This window comes from Xanthomonas sp. 1678 (assembly GCF_031455575.1).
Lineage (GTDB): Bacteria > Pseudomonadota > Gammaproteobacteria > Xanthomonadales > Xanthomonadaceae > Xanthomonas_A.
On sequence record NZ_JAVDSZ010000004.1, the window covers coordinates 152,265 to 170,279 of the forward strand.

The window sequence follows — 18,015 nt, forward strand, 5'->3', positions numbered from 1 at the left end:
TAATGCCTGTCGCGGCTGAAGCCGCTCCTACAGGGTGCAAGCGGGTTGCTGGGAAGCACGCGCGGGTCACCGCATGTCGCGCTGCCGGCGCGCTCGCCGGCAGCGACAGCCGCACACCTACAGCTTGGCGCGCTGCTCGCGCAGGCCGGTGAGCTGCGCCGTCCAGTCGGCCAGGCGCTGCCGCTCCTGCTCGACCACCGCCGCCGGCACCTTGTCGGTGAACTTCTCCAGCTTGGCCGCGCTCTTGTCCTGCTCGGCGCCGACCCGCGCGATCTCCTTGTCCAGGCGCGTGCGCTCGGCATCCAGGTCGACCAGCCCCTGCAGCGGCACCAGCAGCCGCAGCTCGCCGACGATCGCCGCGGCCGCCGGCGGCGTGTCCTGCGCCGGTTCCAGCCACTGGATCGACTCCAGCCGCAGCAGGAACGACAGCTGCGAGGCGAAACGCGCGACGCGCGCGCGGTCGTCGGCCAGGCCGCCCTGCAGCAGCAGCGGCACCAGCTTGGATGGCGGCACGTTGAGTTCGCTGCGCACCCGGCGCAGCGCCGAGACCATGGCCTTGAGCCATTCGATGTCGGCCTCGGCGCCGGCGTAGGCCGATACGTCCAGGTCGCCGGCGCGCGGATACGGCTGCAGCGAGATGGTCGGCGCGGCGATGCCCAGGCGCGGCGCCACCTGCTGCCACAGTTCCTCGGTGACGAACGGGGTCAGCGGATGCAGCAGGCGCAGCAGCGTCTCCAGCACCTGCAGCAGGGTATGGCGGGTGCTGTCGGCGGCGACGGCGTCGTCGCCGTTCAAGGCCGGCTTGGTCAGCTCCAGGAACCAGTCGCAGAACTCGTTCCAGGCGAACTCGTACAGCGACTGCGCGAGCAGGTCGAAACGGTAGGCGGCGAAGTGCGCCTGCGCCTCGGCAGCGACCTTGTCCAGCCGCACCAGGATCCACTTCTCCGCATCGGTTGCCGGCACGAGCCGTGCCGAGTCCCGAGTCCCGAGTCCCGAGTCCCGCGCTTGCGTGTTCATCAGCACGAACCGGCTGGCATTCCACAGCTTGTTGCAGAAGTTCTTGTAGCCCTCGGCGCGGCCCAGGTCGAACTTGATGTCGCGGCCGTGGCTGGCCAGCGCGGCGATGGTGAAGCGCAGCGCGTCTGCGCCGTGGGCGATGATGCCCTCGGGGAATTCCTTGCGCGTGGCCTTCTCGATCTTCTCGGCCATGCGCGGCTGCATCAGCCCGGTGGTGCGCTTGGCGACCAGGTCCTCGATGCTGATGCCGTCGATGATGTCCAGCGGGTCGAGCACGTTGCCCTTGGACTTGGACATCTTCTGCCCGTCCTTGTCGCGGATCAGGCCGGTGATGTACACGTCGCGGAACGGCACCTGGCCGACGAAGCTGTCGGTGGCCATGATCATCCGCGCCACCCAGAAGAAGATGATGTCGAAGCCGGTGACCAACACGCTCGACGGCAGGTAGCGATCGAAGCCGCGCTCGGCCATCGCCTGCGGATCGGGCCAACCCATCGTCGAGAATGGCCACAGCTGCGCGGAGAACCAGGTCTCCAGCACGTCGCTGTCCTGGTGCAGGGCGACATCGGCGCCGAGGCCATTCTTCGCGCGCGCCTCGGCCTCGTCGCGGCCGACGTAGCAGGTGCCGGCGTCGTCGAACCACGCCGGAATGCGGTGGCCCCACCACAGCTGGCGGCTGATGCACCAATCCTGGATGTTCTCCATCCAGTGGCGATAGGTGTTGATCCAGTTCGGCGGCACGAACTTCACCTGGCCCGATTCGACCAGCTCCAGGCCGCGCTTGGCCAGCGCGTCCATCTTCACGAACCACTGGTCGGTGAGGTAGGGCTCGATCACCTGGCCGGTGCGGTCGCCGCGCGGCACCTGCAGCTTGTGCGGCTTGGTCTCGACCAGGATGCCGAGGTCCTCGAGTTCTTCCAGCACCGCCTTGCGCGCGTCGTAGCGGTCCAGGCCGCGGTACTTCTCCGGCGCGTTGTCGTTGACCGCCGCGGTCGGGGTGAACAGGTTGATCATCGGCAGGCCGTGGCGCACGCCGACCTGGTAATCGTTGAAATCGTGCGCCGGGGTGACCTTGACCACGCCGGTGCCGAACGCGCGGTCCACGTAGTCGTCGCCGATCACCGGGATCCGGCGCCCGGTCAGCGGCAGCGTCACCGTCTTGCCGATAAGGTGCGCGTAGCGCGCATCGTCCGGATGCACCATCACCGCGGTGTCGCCGAGCATGGTTTCCGGGCGCGTGGTGGCCACGACCAGATAGTCGCGGGTCTCGCGCAAGGTTTCGTTGCCATCGGCGTCGTGCTCGACGTGTTCGTAGCTGGCGCCGTCCTCGAGCGCGTAGGCGATCGACCACAGGAAGCCGTCTTCCTCGACGTTCTCCACTTCCAGGTCGGAGATCGCGGTCTTCAGCACCGGGTCCCAGTTGACCAGGCGCTGGCCGCGGTAGATCAGGCCCTGCTCGTGCCAGCGCACGAACGCTTCGACCACCGCCGCCGACGGCTGCGGATCCATGGTGAAGGTGCTGCGCGACCAGTCGCTGGAGGTGCCCAGGCGGCGCATCTGCCGCTCGATGGTGTCGCCCGACTGCGCCTTCCACTCCCACACCTTGGCGATGAAGCCCTCGCGCCCCAGCGAATCGCGGGTCTCGCCCTTGCCTTCCAGCGCCAGGTTGCGCGACACCACCATCTCGGTGGCGATGCCGGCGTGGTCGCTGCCGACCTGCCACAGCGTGTCGAAGCCGCGCATGCGGTGGTAGCGCACCAGCGCGTCCATCAGCGTCTGCTGGAAGGCGTGGCCCATGTGCAGCGTGCCGGTCACGTTCGGCGGCGGCAGCAGCACCGTGTACGGCTCGCCCTGGCCGGACGGTTTGAAGTAACCGGCCTGCTCCCACGCCGCATACAGGCGCGCTTCGAAGGATTTGGGGTCGTAGCTGGAGGCGAGGGTGGTCATGGGAAGCCGGGATTCGTTATTCGGGATTGGGGATGGGGCGCGGGGATGGTGCCGGTGGAGGAAGAGTGGGAATCCATCCCGAATCCTCAATCCCCACTCCCGGCTCCATCACATGTCGTACTTGCTGACCTCGAAGCCCAGCGCCTTGTACTGTTTCCAGCGCTCGCGCAGCGGCTCGCGCGCGGCCGGGTCGGCCGGCACCACTTCCAGCACGCGCTCGCAGGCGCCGAGGTAGGCGTCGTCGCGCAGGTTGATCACCAGCGGGCGCGAGGGCGCCTCCACCCCGGGCGGGGCGATCAGCACCTGCGCCTCTTCCTCGTCGACATCGTCGCCGGCGATCTGGTGCGGGATATAGGCATCGGGGTCGAACGCCCACAACAGCTCGTCCAGTTCCTCGGCCTGCGCCTGGTCGCGCGCCAGCACCAGCGTCCACAGATTGGCGTCGTTGGCCTTGCGCGCCAGCTCGCAGACCAGCCGCAGCGGCTCGGTGAGGAACCGCGGCTTGGCGATCAGGTAGAAGTCGGCGCGCATCAGGTGTGGGGACCGGGGACCGGGGACCGGGGACCCGGGAAAAGCGGCCGGGAACCGGGGCGCCTACGGGCGCGGCCGATGCACGGGCAGCGGGCTAAGGCGAGCATGTGGGCTGGGTGCATGGACATGCCGGCGTCTTACCTGGTCCCCGGTCCCTGGTCCCCGGTCCCGACACTGGCCCGATCCAGCAACCACTGACTCAACAACCCCACCGGCCGGCCCGTGGCCATGCCGCGCTTGCCTTCGTCGCTGGCGACGCCGGCGATGTCCAGGTGCGCCCAGCGCTGGCCTTCGGTGAAGCGCGACAGGAAGCAGCCGGCGGTGATCGCGCCGGCCCAGCGGCCGCCGATGTTGTAGACGTCGGCGAAGCTGGAATCGAGCAGGCCCTGGTATTCGTCCCACAGCGGCAGGCGCCAGGCGCGGTCGAACACGTGCTCGCCGGCGGCCAGTAGTTCCTCGGCCAGGTCGTCGTGCTTGCTCATCAGGCCGGCGGTCTGGTGGCCGAGGGCGACCATGCAGGCGCCGGTCAGGGTCGCCACGTCGATCAGCGCCTCGGGGTTGAAGCGTTCGGCGTAGGTCAGCGCGTCGCACAGGATCAGGCGGCCTTCGGCGTCGGTGTTGCCGACCTCGATGGTCTTGCCGGACATGCTGGTGATCACGTCGGACGGGCGGTAGGCGTCGCCGTCGATCGCGTTCTCCACCGCCGGCACCACCACCACCAGGTTCAGCGGCAGGCGCGCGGTTGCCGCGGCGACGAAGGTGCCGATGACGTTGGCGCCGCCGCACATGTCGTACTTCATCTCTTCGATACCGCCCTGGGTCTTCAGGTTGACGCCGCCGGTATCGAAGGTGATGCCCTTGCCAACCAGCACGTAGGGCTTGGCGTCGCCGCCGCCGTTCCACTTCAGCACCAGCAGCCGCGGGCGGTTGGCCGAGCCGCGCGCCACCGCCAGCAGCGAGCCCATGCCCAGTTCCTGCATCTGCGTTTCGTCCAGGATCTCGGCCTCGGCGCCGTCGATGCCGTGGGCGAAGGCCGCGGCGGTCTCGGCCAGGTAGGCCGGGGTGCACAGGTTCGGCGGCAGGTTGCCGAGCTCGCGGGCGAATTTCACGCCGGCGGCGATGGCCTGGCCCTGGGCCAGCGCGGTGGCGTCCTCGCCGAGCACGGCGAGGCTGGCCAGGCCGCTGTCGTCGGGCTTCTTCTTGCCCAGCGTGGCGGTATAGCGGTAGCAGGCGTGGTCGCTGGCGATCACCGCCTGGCGGATCGCCCAGGCCTGGTCGCGGCCCTTGACCTCCAGCTCGGACAGGGTGAACAGCGCCTTGGCCGCCGGCCCGCTCTTCAGCGCGCGCGCCGCGTCGCCGACCGCCTTCAGGTACTGCGGCACGCCGAACTTGGCGGCCTCGCCCAGGCCGACCACCAGCACGCGCGGCGCGCTCACCCCCGGCAGGTCGTGCAGCAGCGCGGTGGCGCCGGTCTTGCCGCTGACGTCGCCGCGGCCGGCCAGGGCCGTCAGGCGTCCGCCGCTGGCCGCATCCAGGGCCTGGGCGGCAGGCGACAGGCGCTTGTCGGCGAACACGCCGACGACGATGCAATCGAACGCCGCGGTAGCCGGGGCGTCGTGGTTCAGGGTGAATTCCAGGGCCATTGATCAGATTCCGTTGGCAAATCCGTACAATCGCGGGCTGTTTACGTCCAGCCGGGTTAGGCTGGATCCGCCGCGAACGAATCCGAGAGTTTAAATCAACCCACCCCCATGCCGAAGCTCGATCGATACCTGCTGCGCGATTTCATCCAGAGCTTCTTGGCGACCCTCATCGTGTTGCTGGTGGTCAGCGTCGGCGGCGTGCTGGTCGACGTCCTGGGCAACATCGCCGACGGCCGCATCCCGGCCAAGCTGCTGTTCTCCCAGCTCGGCCTGCAGTTCGTGGTGTACCTGCCGCTGATCCTGCCGCTGGCGCTGATGCTGGGCCTGCTGCTGGCGCTGGCGCGGCTGTACCGCGACTCGGAGATGGCGGTGATCACCGCCATCGGCGTCGGCCCGCGGCGCCTGCTGCGGCCGATCCTGATGCTGGTGGTGCCGGTGGTGACCCTGGTCGGGCTGTGCTCGCTGTGGCTGGGCCCCTGGGCCGACCGCACCTCCGACCGGCTGATCGACGAGGCCAACCGCAGCCTGCTGATGGCGGGGCTGGAGGCCGGCCGCTTCACCACGCTGTCCGACGGCGGCATCGTCTACATCAGCACCCTGTCCGGCGACGGCACCAAACTGGGCAAGGTGTTCATGCAGCGGCAGAAGGACGGCCGCCTGGACGTGGTCACCGCGCAGCGCGGCGCGATGTTCTTCGAAGGCAGGGCCGACCGCTACCTGCGCCTGGAGGACGGCTACCGCATCGAGGGCCCGCTGGCCGGCGACGACATGGACTACCGGCTGATGCGCTACGCCAGCAACGACGTGGCCCTGCCGGACCGCGACGAAGCGCGCAAGGACGACGATCCGGAACTGCTGACCACCGCGCAGCTGATCGGCGACCCGCGGCCGCAGGCCAACGCGCAGCTGCACGCGCGCATCGCCCCGCCGCTGCTGGCGCTGGCGTTCGCGCTGCTGACCCTGCCGCTGTCGCGCAGCTCGCCGCGGCAGCAGCGCTACGGCCGGATCATGCTGGCGTTCCTGGCCTACCTGGTCGGCACCAACCTGATGTTCATCGGCACCCAGTGGCTGAACACCGACAAGCTGCCGCGCGCGCTGGGCCTGTGGTGGCTGACCCTGCCGCTGCTGGCGCTGGCGGTGTGGACCTACCTGCGCGACGGCCGCCTGTCGCGGCCGCGGAGGCAGGCCGCATGAAGCTGCGCCCGCACCTGCACGACCTCTACGTCGGCCGCGCCGTGCTCGGCACTGTCCTGCTGACCTGGGCGGTGCTGCTCGGCCTCGACGTGATCATGGCCTTGTCCAACGAATTCAAGGACATCGGCAAGGGCAGCTACAGCCTCGGCCACGCCGTGGCCTATGTCGCCTACACCGTGCCGCGGCGCGCCTACACCCTGTTCCCGACCGGTGCGGTGATCGGCGTGCTGATGGGCCTGGGGCAGTTGGCGGCGACCTCCGAACTGACCGCGCTGCGCGCGTTGGGCCTGTCGCGGCGGCGGCTGAGCGTGGCCGCCGCGGCGACCATGGCGGTGCTGACCGTGGCGATGGTGTTCAGCGGCGAGACCCTGGCGCCGTGGGCGCAGAACCAGGCCGATGCGATCAAGGCCAACGCCAAGTACAACGGCAACATGAGCATGGCCCGCTACTCCGGGCTGTGGGCGCGCGAGGGCGACACCTTCCTCAATGCGCAGAGCGGCGAAGAGCATCTGCAGGGCACCAGCGGCACCTGGCTGGAATTGCGCGACGTGCGCCTGTACACGCTGGACCAGAGCGGGCGCCTGGCCTCGCTGACCCACGCCGCCACCGCCGAGCATCGTCCCAGCGGCTGGACCCTGAAGCGCGTCTACCGCGACACCTTCGCCGAGCGTTCGGTGCAGCGCGAGACGTTCGACAGCCTGCCGTGGGCGTCGCAGCTGGACGCCGCCGCGCTGGCCTCGGGCCTGGCCAAGCCGCGCAACCTGTCGGCGCACGAGCTGCACACCAGCATCGAGTACCGGCGCCGTAACGGCCTGGACGCGCGCGACTACGAGGACCAGTACTGGAGCCGCTGGTTCTATCCGCTCAACGTGCTGGCGTTGTGCTTCGCCGCCATTCCGTTCGCGTTCGGCGCCCTGCGCAGCGGCGGCATGGGCAAGCGCCTGTTCCTGGGCATCCTGTTCGCGCTGGTGTTCTGGCTGCTGCAGCTGTTCTTCGGGCGCATGGCCGGCGCATTGAAGTTCGACTACCGTATCGCCTACGCGTTGCCGCCGCTGGTGATGCTGACCGTGTCGTGGCTGCTGTTCCGCAAACGCAGCAATTGAGTCGCGGCGCCTGCGAACCCGAGCCGCGCTCACGCCTGTCGCGTCGGCTGCCGGTCGAGTTTCCTTCGCTGCAGACCGGCCGGCTGTCGCTGCGGCAGGTGCGCGTCGCCGATCTGGACAGCCTTCGCACCATCTATGGCGATCCGCAGGTGATGCGCCATGCCGCCGATCCCGTGTTCACGCGTGACGCGCACTACGTGCAGACGATCGATGGCATGGCCCGGGGATTCGGCGCGGACCAGGCGATCGAGTGGGGCATCGCCCGCAGCTCCGACAATGCGTTGATCGGCACCGTGGGACTGCACAACTTCCGCGACACCGTGGCGGAAGTGGGCTGCCTGCTGGCAGCGGCGCACTGGCGGCAGGGGTTCATGCGCGAAGCGGTTGGCGCGGTGCAGGCGTTCGCGAAGGAGCGGCTTGGCTTGGTCTGGCTGGAGGCCGACATCGATGCCGGCAATGCGGCATCGCTGGCCTTGTTCGCCGCATTGGGCTACGGCGGGGTGGAGCGCACAGCGGAGCAGGCAGTGCTTTTGACGAAGTGGCTTTAGCGCCGGAAGTTCCAACTGCTGCGGCGCGCCAGCCGAGCCGGCTTAGGCGTCATCGCAGCAGCAATGGCTCACCAACGTAGCTCGCCGCGCCGCCGCGCGCCCATGCGTTGCGGTCAGGGCTTTTTTTGCTTCTGAAGTCGAGTCAGCCGTGTGTCGCTGGCGCGGTCGTGCCACGTCAACCGCTCGCGATCCACCAGCGCCCACCAGAATCCCAGCCCGCCCAGCAGCAGCGACAGCGTGCCGACCAGATAGCGCCGCCACAACGCGCCCCAGGACGGCGTGCCGCCATCGGCGCCGTGCAGACGCAGCCGCCACGGGCGCATGCCCAGGGTCTGGCCGCCGCGGCGCCAGCTCAGCGTGGCGTACAAGCCGGCCACCAGCCAGCAGCACAGCCACAGCAGCCACTGCAGGGCGCTGAACGGCGCGATGTTCTCGCGCGGCGCATGCCCTTCGAGGGTGTAGCCCAGGGTAAACAGCGCCGAGATCACGAACCACAGCGCCACGACCGGCCATGCATCGTAGAACAGCGCCAGCAGCCGCCACGGCAGCAGCGCACGGGGACGGGAAGCGGTGGCGGTGGAGGCGGCGGCGGTCATCGCCACAGCTTAGCGGCAGCGCCACCGGCGCGTCACCGGCTGGTACCGGGATCGGCGCAGTCACCGCCTTGCGCCGCACGAAGTCGGCGCTAGGCTGTTCCCGGTCCCCGGTCCCCGGTCCCCGGTCCCGAGTCCCGAGTCCCGAGTCCCGTAAGCTCTCCCGATGCCCGACCTCCACACCCCCGCCGAACGCCGCCAACAGGCACAACGGCTCGCCCCGCTGCGCGATGCCGATGCCGTCGCGATCCAGCAGTTCCTGGACGTGGCCTGGGCCGAGCAGGGCCTGGCGCGGCAGAGCCTGGACAGCTACCGGCGCGACCTGGAGGGCTTCGCGCGCTGGCGCGACGGGGCCGGCGGCGGACTGCCGGGGGCCGATCGCCAGGCCTTGTTCGACTACCTGGCCTGGCGCGCCCGGATGGGCTACTCGCAGCGCAGCAACGCGCGCTGGCTGTCGTCGCTGCGCGCGTTCTTCGCCTTGCGCCTGCGCCGCGGCGAGCGCAGCGACGATCCGACCGCGCTGCTGGATCCGCCCAAGCTGCCGCGCTCGCTGCCCAAGGCGCTGGCCGAGAGCCAGATCGAGGCGTTGCTGGCGACGCCGGACGACGCCGACCCGGCCGGGCTGCGCGACCGCGCGATGCTCGAACTGATGTACGCGGCCGGGCTGCGCGTCAGCGAACTGGTCAACCTGCCGGCGAATGCGGTGAACCTGCGCCAGGGCGTGCTGCGCGTCACCGGCAAGGGCAGCAAGGAGCGCCTGGTGCCGCTGGGCGAGGAGTCGCAGCACTGGCTGCAGCGCTATCTGGACACGGCGCGGCCGGCGCTGGCGGCGGGGCAGGCGGTGCCGGCCAGCGACGGCATCGTGCCGATGTTCATCGATGCGGCGCGGCGCCCGCTGAGCCGGCAGCAGTTCTGGGGCCTGGTCAAGCGCTACGCGGCGCTGGCCGGCATCGATCCGGTGCTGGTCAGCCCGCACGGCCTGCGCCACAGCTTCGCCACCCACCTGCTCAACCGCGGCGCCGACCTGCGTGCGTTGCAGATGCTGCTCGGCCACAGTTCGCTGTCGACCACCCAGATCTACACCCTGGTCGCGCGCGAACACCTGCAGAAACTGCACAGCAAGCACCATCCGCGCGGCTGAGCCGCGTGGCGCGTTGCGCCGCCGCCACGCCGCGGCCATGACCTCACTCCTGCCGAATCGGATCGACTTGAACGTCCTTGCTGCCATCGCGTCGCAGGCCCGCTCCAGCGCCTGGCCCGTCCTGTTCCTGCTCATCGCGAGCAGCGCTGTCGCCGCGCCGGTCGCATCCGGCGACAGCCCCTGGCAACTGGCCGCGGCGTCCTCCGCGCTCGACGCGCAGGCGCCGGCGGTGCGCCGCCGCGAGGACCTGCTGTTCTGGTCGCTGGCCGATGGCCGGCGCGAACCGGCCGCGGTCGCGCACCTGCTGGTCGAAGCGCCGTACGCGCAGGTGCAGGCGGCGGTGCGGGCGACGCTGCAGGCGCAGGACGGGGTCGAGGAACGCAGCGCCGCGTCCGAATTGTCGTACCTGCCGGACGACTGGGACGAGGTCCTGCTGTCGCGGCGCGCCGACCTGCGTGCGCTGTTGGTCGCGCAGGTCACCGCGCCGATGCTGGAGGCGGCGGTCGCGCAGGGCGCGCTGACCGCGGGCGAGGCGCAGCTGCGGCTGCAACGGGCGCACAGGCGCACGCAGTGGGCGCCGCAGGATCGGCATGCGCTGGCCGCGTTCCGCGATGCGCACTATCCGCAATACTGCGCCACGCGCAGCGAACGCCAGGGCCGTGGTGGCGGCCTGGAGACCACGCTGTGCGTGTTCGACGTCTCCGCCGCGTTCGGCACCGCGGCCACCGCGCTGCGCATCGAGCGTACCGACACCTACGCCAATCCCGAGCACAGCGTGCTCAAGACGCTCTCCCACATCGATCCGTTCGGTCCGTCGCCGCCGCCGCGCCAGTTGCGCCAGCGCGTGGTGCCGGCGGCGTTGTTCCAGGGCGTGCGCGCGGCGATCGCGGCGAGCGCGCCACAGGCGGCGCTGCATGTCGCGGCCTCGCCGCTGGCGTGGACATTGCCGGCTGCGCCATTGCCGCCCGCGCCGCCGGTCGCCTTCGTGGCGGCCGGCAACGGCGTTGCGCCGGTGCCCGTCGAGGCGCTGCCGTGGGACGCGCTCGCCGGCATGGCCGCGGCGACGAACGGCGCGCGCTACCCGCAGGACCTGCTGGCGCTGCCCGACGGCGACCTGCTGCTCAGCATGCAGGTCCTGGGTGGCCCCGCCAGCGGCACCGGGCTGTGGCGGCTGCACCGCGACGGCGAGCAGTGGCAGGCGGCGCTAGTGTGGCAGGGCGAGGAGGGCGCGCGCCGGCTGATGGCGGACGCGCAGGGCGGCAGCGTGTGGTTCCGGGCCAAGGCCGCTGGCGACGAGGACGAGGTGCTGCACGTCTACGACGTCGGCACGCGTCAGCTGCGCCGCCATGCCGTTGCCGGCGACGCGGCGGACGACCGCGGCTACGCCCGCTGGGAGCTGGATGCGGCGCAGCGCCCGGCCTATTTCGCGCACCACAGCGACGCCGCCGGTGCCGGCGCGTTCGGCAGCGGGCGCTTCACGATGAGTACGCCGGCCACGCCGCCACCTAGCGATGGCCCCTGGACCTTCGCGCGCGCCTTCGCCGCGCCGCGGCAGGCGCTGATGGACGGCGCGAGCAAGGGCAACGCACAGCTGTGGCCGGTGCGGCTGCGCGATCCGCGTGCGCTGTGGGTGGAGGATGCCGAGGGGCTGGCCGAACTGGATCCGGGCAGCGGCCGCGTATTGCGTGCGTTCGCGCTGCCGCAGCGCTTCGGCGTGCCGGATCCGTTCGACGCCAGCGGCGTGGCGCAGTGGGTGCCGACGCCGCTGGGCTCGCTGCAGGGCGGCTGGATCGCCACCGGCTTCGTGCTGCTGCTGGACCCGCACGGCACGTCGCCGCCGCGCTTCGTGCCGGCGGCGGGCGGCGGCGAGCGCTTCGTCGGCATGCACGTGGTCGACCTGCGCGACGGCAGTGTGCGGCTGTCGGCGCTGCTCGGCCGGGCCGAGACGCTGAAGGCCGCGGCGCGCTCGGCCCATGGCCGATTGTTGGCGCTGGGCAGCGATGCGCCCGGCGGCGGCTTGCAGGTGGCGGTGTGGCCGCTCGCTACGATGCGTTCCCCGCTGCCGCTGGCGGCGCCGGCGCGCGCCGGGCTGGCGGCGCTGGCGTTCGCATGGGACGGGCAGGCGCTGTGGGCCTTGACCGATCGCGGCCTGCTGCGCTGGGCGCTGCCGGCCGCGCTGCACGATCCGGCCGCTGCCGGCGCCTACCCGGAGCATTCCACCGACTGAGCGCGCGCCCAGCGGCGCGCGGCTGTCTACACGAGGCGGTCGGAGCGGTATGCGACAATCCGGCCGATTCGTCGCTCCCATGGATAGCCAATGCTCCGTATTGCCTTTAGCGCGCTGTTGGGCGCCGCCAGCCTTTCCGCCTGCGCGCAGCCGGCCGCGCCGCCGTCCAAGAGCGCCACGGCCGTGGCCGCCAAGCCTGCCGCCGCGACCGCTCCCGCCGGCGCCCCGGGCGAACAGCGTGTGCGTGCGGCGCTGCTGCAGCTGGACCCGAACTTCAAGCCCGACTTCATCGGCGCCGCGCCGTTCCCCGGCTTCCGCGAGGTGGTGGTCGGCGGGCAGGTGCTGTACGTGTCCGACGACGGCCGCTACCTGTTCCAGGCGCAGCCGTTCGACATCCAGGAAAAGCAGTTCGCCTCCAGCGAGGGCCTGCTGAGCTACCGCCGCAAGCTGCTGGAATCGGCGCCGCGCACCGAGCGCATCGTGTTCGCGCCGGCCAACCCGAAGTACACCATCAGCGTGTTCACCGACATCGAATGCGGCTACTGCCGCAAGCTGCACAGCGAGATCGCCGAGCTCAACAAGCAGGGCATCGCGGTGGAGTACCTGGCGTTCCCGCGCATGGGCCTGGGCAGCCAGGACTACAAGGACATGGTCGCGGTGTGGTGCGCGGCCGACAAGAAGAAGGCGCTGACCGACGCCAAGGCCAGCGGCAAGGTGCCCGGCGCGGCCAGCTGCAAGAACCCGGTGACCATGCAGTACAACCTGGGCCAGCGCCTGGGCGTCAACGGCACCCCGGCGATCTTCGCCCCGGACGGCACCCAGCTCGGCGGCTACCTGCCGCCGGCGCAGCTGCGCGAGGCGTTGGACAAGCGCGCGGCCGAGGCGGGTCGGGCGGGCGGGAGTCGCTGAGGGGCTGGGATTCGGGATGTGGGATTGGAGATTCGCAGGGCGGCAGTGCTGTCGGTGGGAAGCATGGCCGGCTTTCTGGAATGAAGGGCTTCGTCCGCGCGTCAGTTGGCGCTGGTGGTAGCCAGGCTCCGGCGGAACGGTAGTCCGGGTCTGCCAAGTCGCCTGAGATCGCTGCGCTGGTAGCGCTGCGAGAGGCAGCGGATCCCCGGCCGTGGCACCGGCTTTCGCGAATCTCCCAATCCCGAATCCCCAATCCCGGCTGTCCAGCTACAATAGCCAGCCCGTTTCCTCACACGGTTCCCCGGACATGATCGTCCTCGAGGGCGCTTCCGCCCTTTCGCCGTTCCGCCGCGCTCGGCTCGAAACCCGCCTGCAATCCGTCGTCCCCGGTCTGCGCATCGCCGGCGCCTGGCACGTCTACTTCATCGACAGCGACGCCGACGCCGCGGTGGATACCGCCACCGCGCAGCGCATCCTGCAGGCGCAGGACGCGCCGATCGCGGCCGAGGCCGGCACCTGCTCGCGCTACGTGGTGCCGCGGCTGGGCACGCGCTCGCCGTGGTCGAGCAAGGCCACCGAGCTGGTACGCGGCGCCGGCCTGGCGATCCGCCGCGTGGAGCGCGGCACCCGCCTGGACCTGGCCGGCTGGCCGCAGGACGCGATCCAGCAGGCGGCGCTGGCCAAGCTGCTGCACGACCCGATGACCCAGTCGCTGCTGGACAGCGCGACCCAGGCGCAGGCGCTGTTCCAGGCGCCGGCGCGCGGCGACGTCGAGCGCATCGTGCTGGACCAGCTGGAAGCGGCCAACGCGCGGCTGGGCCTGGCCCTGGCCCAGGACGAGATCGACTACCTGCGCCAGCGCTTCGGCGAACTCGGCCGCGATCCGGCCGACGTCGAGCTGATGATGTTCGCGCAGGCCAATTCCGAGCACTGCCGGCACAAGATCTTCAACGCCAGCTGGAGCATCGACGGCAAGGAGCAGGAACGCTCGCTGTTCCGGATGATCAAGCACACCCACCAGCAGACCCCGCAGCACACGCTCAGCGCGTACAGCGACAATGCGGCGGTGGTGGAAGGGCATCCGGCCGCGCGCTACCGCCCGGACCCGGCCAGCGGCGAATACCGCAGCGAGCCGGTGACGCCGTCGGCGTTCTGCATCAAGGTCGAGACCCACAACCACCCGACCGCGATCGCGCCGTTCCCGGGCGCCTCCACCGGCGCCGGCGGCGAGATCCGCGACGAGGGTGCCACCGGCCGCGGCGGCAAGCCCAAGGCCGGCCTGACCGGTTTCAGCGTCTCGCACCTGCGCATCCCCACGCTGCCGCAGCCGTGGGAAGGCGAGCGCCCGCTGAACCCGCGCATGGCCCCGGCGCTGGAGATCATGCTCGAGGCCCCGCTCGGCGGCGCCGCGTTCAACAACGAATTCGGCCGGCCCAACCTGCTCGGCTATTTCCGCAGCTTCGAACTGCCCGAGGCGCAGGATCTGACCCGCGCCTACGACAAGCCGATCATGCTCGCCGGCGGCCTCGGCGCGATCGACCGCATCCAGGTCGAGAAGATCCGCCTGCAGCCGGGCGATGCGGTGATCGTGCTCGGCGGCCCGGCGATGCTGATCGGCCTGGGCGGCGGCGCGGCCAGTTCGGTGGCCTCCGGCGACAGCGCCGAGGACCTGGATTTCGCCAGCGTGCAGCGCGACAACCCGGAGATGGAGCGGCGCGTGCAGGAGGTCATCGACCGCTGCGTGGCGCTGGGCACCGACAACCCGATCCGCTGGTTCCACGACGTCGGCGCCGGCGGGCTGTCCAATGCCATTCCCGAGTTGCTGCACGACTCCGGCGTGGGCGGCATCATCGACCTGGACCGCGTGCCCAGCGACGATCCGTCGCTGTCGCCGATGCAGCTGTGGTGCAACGAATCGCAGGAACGCTACGTGCTCGGCGTGCCGCAGGCGCGCCTGGCCGAATTCGCCGCGATCTGCGAACGCGAGCGCTGCCCGTTCGCCGCGGTCGGCGTGGCCACTGCCGAAGAACGGCTGGTGGTGGGATATGGGGTGCTCGGGACTCGGGACTCGGGACTCGGGACTCGGATGGAGCAAATGCAGGCGGCAAGCACGCTGCATGCGTCGACTGTCGATCTTGCAGTTCCCGCTGAACCCGCTTCTGCCGAGTCCCGAGTCCCGAGTCCCGAGTCCCGCCAGCACCCCATCGATTTACCCATGGACGTGCTGTTCGGCAAGCCGCCGAAGATGCACCGCGATGCGCGGCAGCCGCCGGCGCCGCGCTGGCCGGAGCTGGACACCGATACGCTGGACCTGCGCGAGGCCGGGTTGCGCGTGCTGGCGCATCCTGCGGTGGCCGCCAAGAGCTTCCTGGTCACCATCGGCGACCGCAGCGTCGGCGGGTTGACCGCGCGCGAGCAGATGATCGGTCCGTGGCAGCTGCCGCTGGCCGATTGCGCGATCACCCTGGCCGGGTTCGATACGTACGCCGGCGAAGCGATGGCGATCGGCGAGCGCACCCCGCTGGCGCTGCTCGATGCCGCCGCCGCCGCGCGCATGGCGGTCGGCGAAGCGATCACCAACCTGTGCGCGGCGCCGGTCGAGGCGCTGGCCCAGGTCAAGCTGTCGGCGAACTGGATGGCCGCCGCCAATCACGCCGGCGAGGACGCGCGGCTGTACGCCGCGGTCAAGGCCGTGGGCATGGAACTGTGCCCGCAGCTGGAGCTGAGCATTCCGGTCGGCAAGGATTCGTTGTCGATGCAGGCGCAGTGGAATGTGGCCGGGACTCGCGACCGAGTGGTCGGGACCTGGGACCGGGGACCGGGGACCGGGGAGGAGCAAGAGCAGGATGCCCGCGATCCCGCCGTCGCCGATCCTGCCGCTGTTCCGGGTCCCTGGTCCCCGGTCCCCGGTCCCGGCTCCACCACACACAAAAGCGTTTCCCCCGTCTCCCTCATCGTCTCCGCGTTCGCCCCGGTGGCCGATGCGCGTACCCAGCTGACGCCGTTGCTGGCGCGCGAGGCCGACAGCGAGTTGTGGCTGATCGGGCTGGGCGGCGGCAAGCAGCGCCTGGGCGGGTCGGTGCTGGCGCAGGTGCATGCCGAAGGCGGCTTGCCGGCGTTCGGCGGGCCGGTGCCGGACCTGGACGATGCGCAGCGGTTGCGCGCGTTCTTCGAACTGATCCGCGATGCGCGCACGGCTGGGCTGCTGCTGGCGTACCACGACCGCAGCGACGGCGGCGCCTTCGCCACCTTGTGCGAAATGGCCTTCGCCTCGCGCCAGGGCCTGGAGATCAACCTCGACGCCTGGGGCGACGATCCGTTCCGCAGCCTGTTCAACGAGGAACTGGGCGCGGTGGTGCAGATCGCCAAGGAAGACCGCGCCGCGTTCGCCGACCTGGTCGAGCGCCACGCGCTGACCGAATGCGCGCAGCGCATCGCCCGTCCCAGCACCGCCGCGGTGGTGCGCGTGGGGCTGGCCGGCAAGACCCTGGTCGAATGGCGCTGGGAGGAGCTGTTCGATGCGTGGTGGTCGGTGAGCCATGCCCTGCAGAAGCTGCGCGACAACCCCGACAGCGCCGACGAGGAACGCGCCGTGGCGCGCGATTTCGCCGCGCCGGGGCTGAAGCCGAAGCTGGCGTTCGACCCGGCCGAGGACGTGGGCGCGCCGTTCGTCGCCAGCGGCCAGCGGCCGAAGGTCGCGATCCTGCGCGAGCAGGGCGTCAATGGCCAGATCGAGATGGCCAACGCGTTTGAACGCGCCGGCTTCCGCGCCTTCGACGTGCACATGAGCGACCTGATCGCCGGCCGCGTGGACCTGGCCGATTTCGTCGGCCTGGCCGCCTGCGGCGGCTTCAGCTACGGCGACGTGCTCGGCGCCGGCCGCGGCTGGGCCACCTCGATCCTGGAGCGGCCCGCCTTGCGCGATGCGTTCGCGGCGTTCTTCGCGCGCCCGGACACCTTCGCGCTGGGCGTGTGCAACGGCTGCCAGATGCTGAGCCAGCTCAAGGACATCATTCCCGGCGCCGAGCATTGGCCGCGCTTCCTGCGCAACCGCAGCGAACAGTTCGAGGCGCGCACCAGCCTGCTGGAGGTGGTGGAGTCGCCGTCGATCTTCCTGCGCGGCATGGCCGGCTCGCGGCTCCCGGTGGCGGTGGCGCACGGCGAAGGCCGCGCCGAGTTCGACACTGCCGTCGACCAGGCCGCTGCGCGCGTGGCCTTGCGCTTCGTCGATGGCAACGGCGAGGTCGCGCAGCGCTATCCGCTGAACCCGAACGGCTCGCCCGACGGCATCACCGGCCTGACCAGCGACGACGGCCGGGTGACGATCCTGATGCCGCATCCGGAGCGTACCCAGCGCACGCTCAACCTCAGCTGGCACCCCGAGGGCTGGCCCGACGACTCGCCGTGGCTGCGCATGTTCCGCAACGCGCGGGTGTGGGTGGGCTGAGCACGCGCCTGCCGCGTCCGCCGTTGGCGGGCGCGGCGGCATGCTGCAAGCGGGCACGCCTTGCGCCGCCCCGGCGCATGATCCGTTGCGGCGCGTGCGCTGCGCCGTGTCGGCCGGCGGCTGATTCCAGCCCTGTGGGAGCGATTTTCCCTTGTGGGAGCGACTTCAGTCGCGACGAACCGACCCGGAAAACGTAGCGGCATCGGCGTCGGTGCACTCACCTCCACGAGCCGCTTCGCGCCCGTACCCTCACCCCAACCCCTCTCCCGATGGGAGAGGGGCTAACGGCTGTTCCCTTCTCCCATCGGGAAGGCAGGCGCGGCTGTTCCCTTCTCCCCTCGGGAGAAGGTGCCCCGCAGGGGCGGATGAGGGTACGGGCGAAGCCTCGCGCACCCAACTCAGCGAGCCGCTTCGCGCCCGGACCCTCACCCCAACCCTCTCCCGATGGGAGAGGGGCTGACGGCTGCTCCCTTCTCCCATCGGGAAAGCAGGCGCGGCTGTTCCCTTCTCCCCTCGGGAGAAGGTGCCCCGCAGGGGCGGATGAGGGTCCGGGCGAAGCCTCGCGCACCCAACTCAGCGAGCCGCTTCGCGCCAGACCCTCACCCCAACCCCTCTCCCGGTGGGAGAGGGGCTGACGGCTGTTCCCTTCTCCGTCGGGAAAGGCAGGCGCGGCTGTTCCCTTCTCCCCTCGGGAGAAGGTGCCCCGCAGGGGCGG

11 protein-coding genes are annotated in these 18,015 nt (G+C 70.8%); 7 read left to right on the plus strand and 4 right to left on the minus strand.

What is annotated here, in order from left to right:
* Positions 1-117: 117 nt before the first annotated feature.
* From J2Y70_RS09920 to J2Y70_RS09930, 3 genes are all read right to left on the minus strand, one after another.
* On the minus strand, positions 118-2,964 hold the full coding sequence (locus tag J2Y70_RS09920) for a valine--tRNA ligase (RefSeq protein WP_309916647.1): 2,847 nt from the start codon (positions 2,962-2,964) through the stop codon (positions 118-120).
* A 108-nt stretch (positions 2,965-3,072) separates the two neighbouring features.
* Entirely contained in the window at positions 3,073-3,498 is a 426-nt protein-coding gene (locus tag J2Y70_RS09925; RefSeq protein WP_309917059.1) for a DNA polymerase III subunit chi, read from the minus strand.
* A gap of 134 nt (positions 3,499-3,632) precedes the next feature.
* Positions 3,633-5,138, minus strand: a complete 1,506-nt coding sequence (locus J2Y70_RS09930) for a leucyl aminopeptidase (protein ID WP_309916650.1) — start codon at positions 5,136-5,138, stop codon at positions 3,633-3,635.
* Between the two features lie 108 nt (positions 5,139-5,246).
* Between J2Y70_RS09930 and lptF the strand changes: the two genes are divergently transcribed.
* Genes lptF through J2Y70_RS09945 form a run of 3 tightly spaced genes read left to right on the plus strand, consistent with a single transcriptional unit; the run spans position 5,247 to position 7,983 of the window.
* Positions 5,247-6,332 carry an LPS export ABC transporter permease LptF gene (lptF, locus tag J2Y70_RS09935; RefSeq protein WP_309916653.1) on the plus strand — a complete coding sequence of 362 codons (1,086 nt, stop codon included), beginning with the start codon at positions 5,247-5,249 and terminating at the stop codon, positions 6,330-6,332.
* Positions 6,329-7,435: an LPS export ABC transporter permease LptG gene (lptG, locus tag J2Y70_RS09940; protein ID WP_309916656.1), complete on the plus strand. Its 1,107-nt coding sequence runs from the start codon at positions 6,329-6,331 to the stop codon at positions 7,433-7,435. The genes lptF and lptG overlap by 4 nt, the downstream gene beginning before the upstream one ends.
* The gene (locus J2Y70_RS09945; RefSeq protein ID WP_309916661.1) at positions 7,405-7,983 is read left to right on the plus strand and encodes a GNAT family N-acetyltransferase; all 579 of its coding nucleotides are present in this window, start codon (positions 7,405-7,407) and stop codon (positions 7,981-7,983) included. The genes lptG and J2Y70_RS09945 overlap by 31 nt, the downstream gene beginning before the upstream one ends.
* Before the next feature lie 113 nt (positions 7,984-8,096).
* Here the strand turns inward: J2Y70_RS09945 and J2Y70_RS09950 are convergent, their stop codons facing one another.
* Positions 8,097-8,579 (minus strand): RDD family protein, encoded by a 483-nt coding sequence (locus J2Y70_RS09950; RefSeq protein ID WP_309916664.1) that lies wholly within the window; start codon positions 8,577-8,579, stop codon positions 8,097-8,099.
* A gap of 163 nt (positions 8,580-8,742) precedes the next feature.
* Between J2Y70_RS09950 and xerD the strand changes: the two genes are divergently transcribed.
* The 4 genes from xerD (at position 8,743) to purL (ending at position 17,300) form a co-directional block, all read left to right on the plus strand.
* Entirely contained in the window at positions 8,743-9,717 is a 975-nt protein-coding gene (gene xerD, locus J2Y70_RS09955; protein ID WP_263397196.1) for a site-specific tyrosine recombinase XerD, read from the plus strand.
* A gap of 67 nt (positions 9,718-9,784) precedes the next feature.
* Complete coding sequence (locus J2Y70_RS09960; protein ID WP_309916670.1) at positions 9,785-11,944, plus strand: hypothetical protein; 2,160 nt, start codon at positions 9,785-9,787, stop codon at positions 11,942-11,944.
* Positions 11,945-12,034: 90 nt separating this feature from the next.
* Complete coding sequence (locus J2Y70_RS09965; protein WP_309916673.1) at positions 12,035-12,853, plus strand: DsbC family protein; 819 nt, start codon at positions 12,035-12,037, stop codon at positions 12,851-12,853.
* A 307-nt stretch (positions 12,854-13,160) separates the two neighbouring features.
* Positions 13,161-17,300, plus strand: coding sequence for a phosphoribosylformylglycinamidine synthase (gene purL, locus J2Y70_RS09970; protein ID WP_309916676.1), 4,140 nt, complete (start codon positions 13,161-13,163; stop codon positions 17,298-17,300).
* The last annotated feature ends 715 nt before the right edge of the window (positions 17,301-18,015 follow it).

Bases quoted from the DNA above. Each gene is read 5' to 3' on its own strand.
- J2Y70_RS09920 (WP_309916647.1), bottom strand. From the start codon at position 2,964: ATGACCACCCTCGCCTCCAGCTACGACCCCAAATCCTTCGAAGCGCGC.
- J2Y70_RS09930 (WP_309916650.1), bottom strand. From the start codon at position 5,138: ATGGCCCTGGAATTCACCCTGAACCACGACGCCCCGGCTACCGCGGCG.
- lptF (WP_309916653.1), top strand. From the start codon at position 5,247: ATGCCGAAGCTCGATCGATACCTGCTGCGCGATTTCATCCAGAGCTTC.
- lptG (WP_309916656.1), top strand. From the start codon at position 6,329: ATGAAGCTGCGCCCGCACCTGCACGACCTCTACGTCGGCCGCGCCGTG.
- J2Y70_RS09950 (WP_309916664.1), bottom strand. From the start codon at position 8,579: ATGACCGCCGCCGCCTCCACCGCCACCGCTTCCCGTCCCCGTGCGCTG.
- xerD (WP_263397196.1), top strand. From the start codon at position 8,743: ATGCCCGACCTCCACACCCCCGCCGAACGCCGCCAACAGGCACAACGG.
- J2Y70_RS09965 (WP_309916673.1), top strand. From the start codon at position 12,035: ATGCTCCGTATTGCCTTTAGCGCGCTGTTGGGCGCCGCCAGCCTTTCC.
- purL (WP_309916676.1), top strand. From the start codon at position 13,161: ATGATCGTCCTCGAGGGCGCTTCCGCCCTTTCGCCGTTCCGCCGCGCT.